The 2,579-nt window shown below is 62.4% G+C and carries 5 protein-coding genes; 2 read left to right on the forward strand and 3 right to left on the reverse strand.

From position 1 onward, the window contains the following. A partial coding sequence (locus ACTG4J_RS06275) for a DMT family transporter (RefSeq protein WP_439138010.1) occupies positions 1–479 on the reverse strand: 479 nt, incomplete at its 3' end. Positions 480–604: 125 nt separating this feature from the next. Next, positions 605–1,018 carry a Fur family transcriptional regulator gene (locus ACTG4J_RS06280; protein WP_439138012.1) on the reverse strand — a complete coding sequence of 138 codons (414 nt, stop codon included), beginning with the start codon at positions 1,016–1,018 and terminating at the stop codon, positions 605–607. Positions 1,019–1,120: 102 nt separating this feature from the next. Here ACTG4J_RS06280 and ACTG4J_RS06285 point away from each other — a divergent pair, with 102 nt between their 5' ends. Then, on the forward strand, positions 1,121–1,402 hold the full coding sequence (locus tag ACTG4J_RS06285; RefSeq protein ID WP_439138018.1) for a hypothetical protein: 282 nt from the start codon (positions 1,121–1,123) through the stop codon (positions 1,400–1,402). After that, positions 1,285–2,010: a DMT family transporter gene (locus tag ACTG4J_RS06290; RefSeq protein ID WP_439138014.1), complete on the forward strand. Its 726-nt coding sequence runs from the start codon at positions 1,285–1,287 to the stop codon at positions 2,008–2,010. The genes ACTG4J_RS06285 and ACTG4J_RS06290 overlap by 118 nt, the downstream gene beginning before the upstream one ends. Positions 2,011–2,116: 106 nt before the next feature. Here the strand turns inward: ACTG4J_RS06290 and ACTG4J_RS06295 are convergent. After that, the coding region (locus ACTG4J_RS06295; protein WP_439138016.1) for a protein adenylyltransferase SelO family protein at positions 2,117–2,579 on the reverse strand (463 nt) is incomplete at its 5' end.

Here is a 2,579-nt window from a genome sequence, read left to right on the forward strand (position 1 = left end):
AAGGACAGGCCAATAGCTGCAGCGACCGCGTAAAGGATATCGGGGTCGAATGTCTCGGCCCCGGGCCGCAAGATCAACAAGACCCCGCAAAGGCCGATGCCGATGGCCAGCCAGCGCCGCCAGCCGACCTTTTCGCCCAAGAAAATCGCGGCCCCCAAGGTGACCAAGAGCGGGTTGGCCTGGATGACCGCCGACAAGGTCGACAAGGGGATGCGCGACAGCGCGATCACGAAGCAGACGGTCGCGAAAACCTCGGCCAAGTTGCGCAACATGACGGGGCGCATCAGCAAGACTGGGCTGATCCAAGCATGGCCCTGCAGCCGCGCCCATATCCCGAACAAGACCGCACCGCCCATGCCGAAAAGAAACAGGATTTGCCAAACGGGCATCTCGCGCGCGGCGAAGACCATGAACATGTCGGTCAGCGCAAAGGCCAGCATGGCAAGCGTCATCCACGCCATGCCTTTGAGATTGTCCATCTTCGCCGCCTATGTCGCCCGTCAACCTTGGCTTAGCCCGCCCGGGCGACCGATGAAAGCGCCAAGATGCGCCCTTCATCTTTCCCCAAATACGCAAGCTCGGCACTGGCCGCGGCCGCGCCCTTTCATCCCTTGCGGATCGGCACGCCGTAAAGCTCCAGCTTGTGACCTTTCAGCCGATAGCCCAGCTTGGCCGCGATCTTTTCTTGCAGCGCTTCGATCTCGGGGTCGACGAATTCGATCACCTCGCCTGAATGCATATCGATCAGGTGGTCGTGATGATCACGCTCGGCATCCTCGTAGCGCGCGCGGCCATCGCCGAATTCGAGCCGTTCCAGAATACCCGACTCCTCGAACAGCTTGACCGTGCGATAGACCGTGGCGATCGAGATGCGCGGATCGCGCGCACTGGCGCGGGTATAGAGTTCCTCGACATCGGGATGGTCGGTCGACGCCTCCAGCACCTGTGCGATCACGCGGCGTTGTTCTGTCATGCGCAGGCCCTTGGCCTCACAACGCGCCTCGATCGTGTCGTTCATGCACAGCCCTCGGGGATTGCGGATCTCGGTGGATGGTTTACGGGATTTGGGCGGGCGAGAAAAGACGCGACCGCCTTGGTGTCGCGCGCGCGGGGGAGTCAAATGCCGGTCAAGGACAGGATCGATGCCTTCGGAGCCGTCGCGCTTACGGGTTTCGCGGCGCTTTTGGCCTTCAACCAAGTCGTGATCGCGGTGGTCAATGAGGGCCTTCAGCCGGTGTTTTTCGCCGCTTTGCGCTCGGCGGGCGGATTGATCTGCATATTGGCATGGATGCGCTTGCGCGCCATTCCACTTGTCGTTCCGCCCGGCACGCTTTTGCCGGGGCTGTTAATGGGCGCTTTCTCGCGATCGAGTTCATTTGCCTCTTTGTCGCATTGGACCTGACCACGGTCACACGCTCAGCGATCATCTTTTACTCCATGCCTCTTTGGCTGGCGCTGATCGCTCATGTCTTGATCCCCGGCGAGCGGATCACCGGGCAAAAAGGGGCGGGTTTGGTGCTGGCCTTCGCGGGTGTTGTCTTGGCACTTGTGCTGCGCGGCGGCTCGGAAGGGGCGGGCGCGCTTTTGGGCGATCTTTGCGCGCTGGTGGCCGCCATCGCATGGGCCGCGATCGCGGCCTTGGCCAAGGCTTCGCGCTTGCGCGAGGTGCGCCCCGAGATGCAGCTGGTCTGGCAATTGGCGGTCTCACTGCCGCTTTTGGCGGTGGCGGCTTTCGCTTTTGGGCCGTTTTTGCGTGATCCTGACTGGATACATTGGGCAGGGCTTGGGTTTCAGATCGTAGTGATCGTCTCGGCGGGGTTCTTGCTTTGGTTGTGGCTCTTGTCGATTTACCCGTCGGCGTCGGTTGCGGCCTTCAGCTTTTTGTCACCCGTCTTCGGGGTGGCGCTGGGCTGGTTGTTGCTTGGTGAAAGCGTCGGGGGCGAAATCTTGCTGGCCTTGGCGTTGGTGGTGGTTGGGCTGATCATGATCAACCGGCCCACGCGTGGCTGAGCGGGGCGCTGGGTGCGATTATTCGTCCGAATAATCGGGCGCGCCGGTGCGGCGGTTGCGTCTGCCCGCGGCGGCGGGATTTGCGTATTTTTGGAAAGATGAAGGCTCAGGTGCCGCAAAATGTTGCGGTGACGCGTTCATTTTCGCTGGGCGGATCGGCGTATTCGGCAAATGCCGGATCATCGCTGAACGGCTGGGCCAATGCCGCCATGAGCCGCTCAAAAGGGGCGAAATCATCCGAGGTGGCGGCTTGGATCGCCTGTTCGATGCGGTGATTGCGCGGGATGCGGGCGGGGTTTGCGGCTTGCATCGCAGCGATCCGGTCGCGCTCTGCCCGGCCCTCGGCGGCCAAGCGGGCCTGCCAATGGTCCAACCAAGGATCGAGGGCCGTGGGATCGATCATTTGCGCCCGCGCCCGGCGCGGGTCGGGGGCAGACAGCGCGCGGAATGTATTGGTGAAATCCGCGCCGTTCTCGGCCATGATCGCCAAAAGCGAGCGGGCCAAATCGCCATCGCTTTCATCCTCCGCGGCAAGGCCCATCTTGGCGCGCAACACGCTGTCCCATGCT

This window comes from Roseicyclus sp., assembly GCF_965662675.1.
Lineage (GTDB): Bacteria > Pseudomonadota > Alphaproteobacteria > Rhodobacterales > Rhodobacteraceae > Roseicyclus.

What these genes read in the sequence shown, in the direction of transcription:
- ACTG4J_RS06280 (WP_439138012.1), bottom strand. Translation starts at nt 1,018, where the DNA reads ATGAACGACACGATCGAGGCGCGTTGTGAGGCCAAGGGCCTGCGCATG.
- ACTG4J_RS06285 (WP_439138018.1), top strand. Translation starts at nt 1,121, where the DNA reads ATGCCGGTCAAGGACAGGATCGATGCCTTCGGAGCCGTCGCGCTTACG.
- ACTG4J_RS06290 (WP_439138014.1), top strand. Translation starts at nt 1,285, where the DNA reads ATGGATGCGCTTGCGCGCCATTCCACTTGTCGTTCCGCCCGGCACGCT.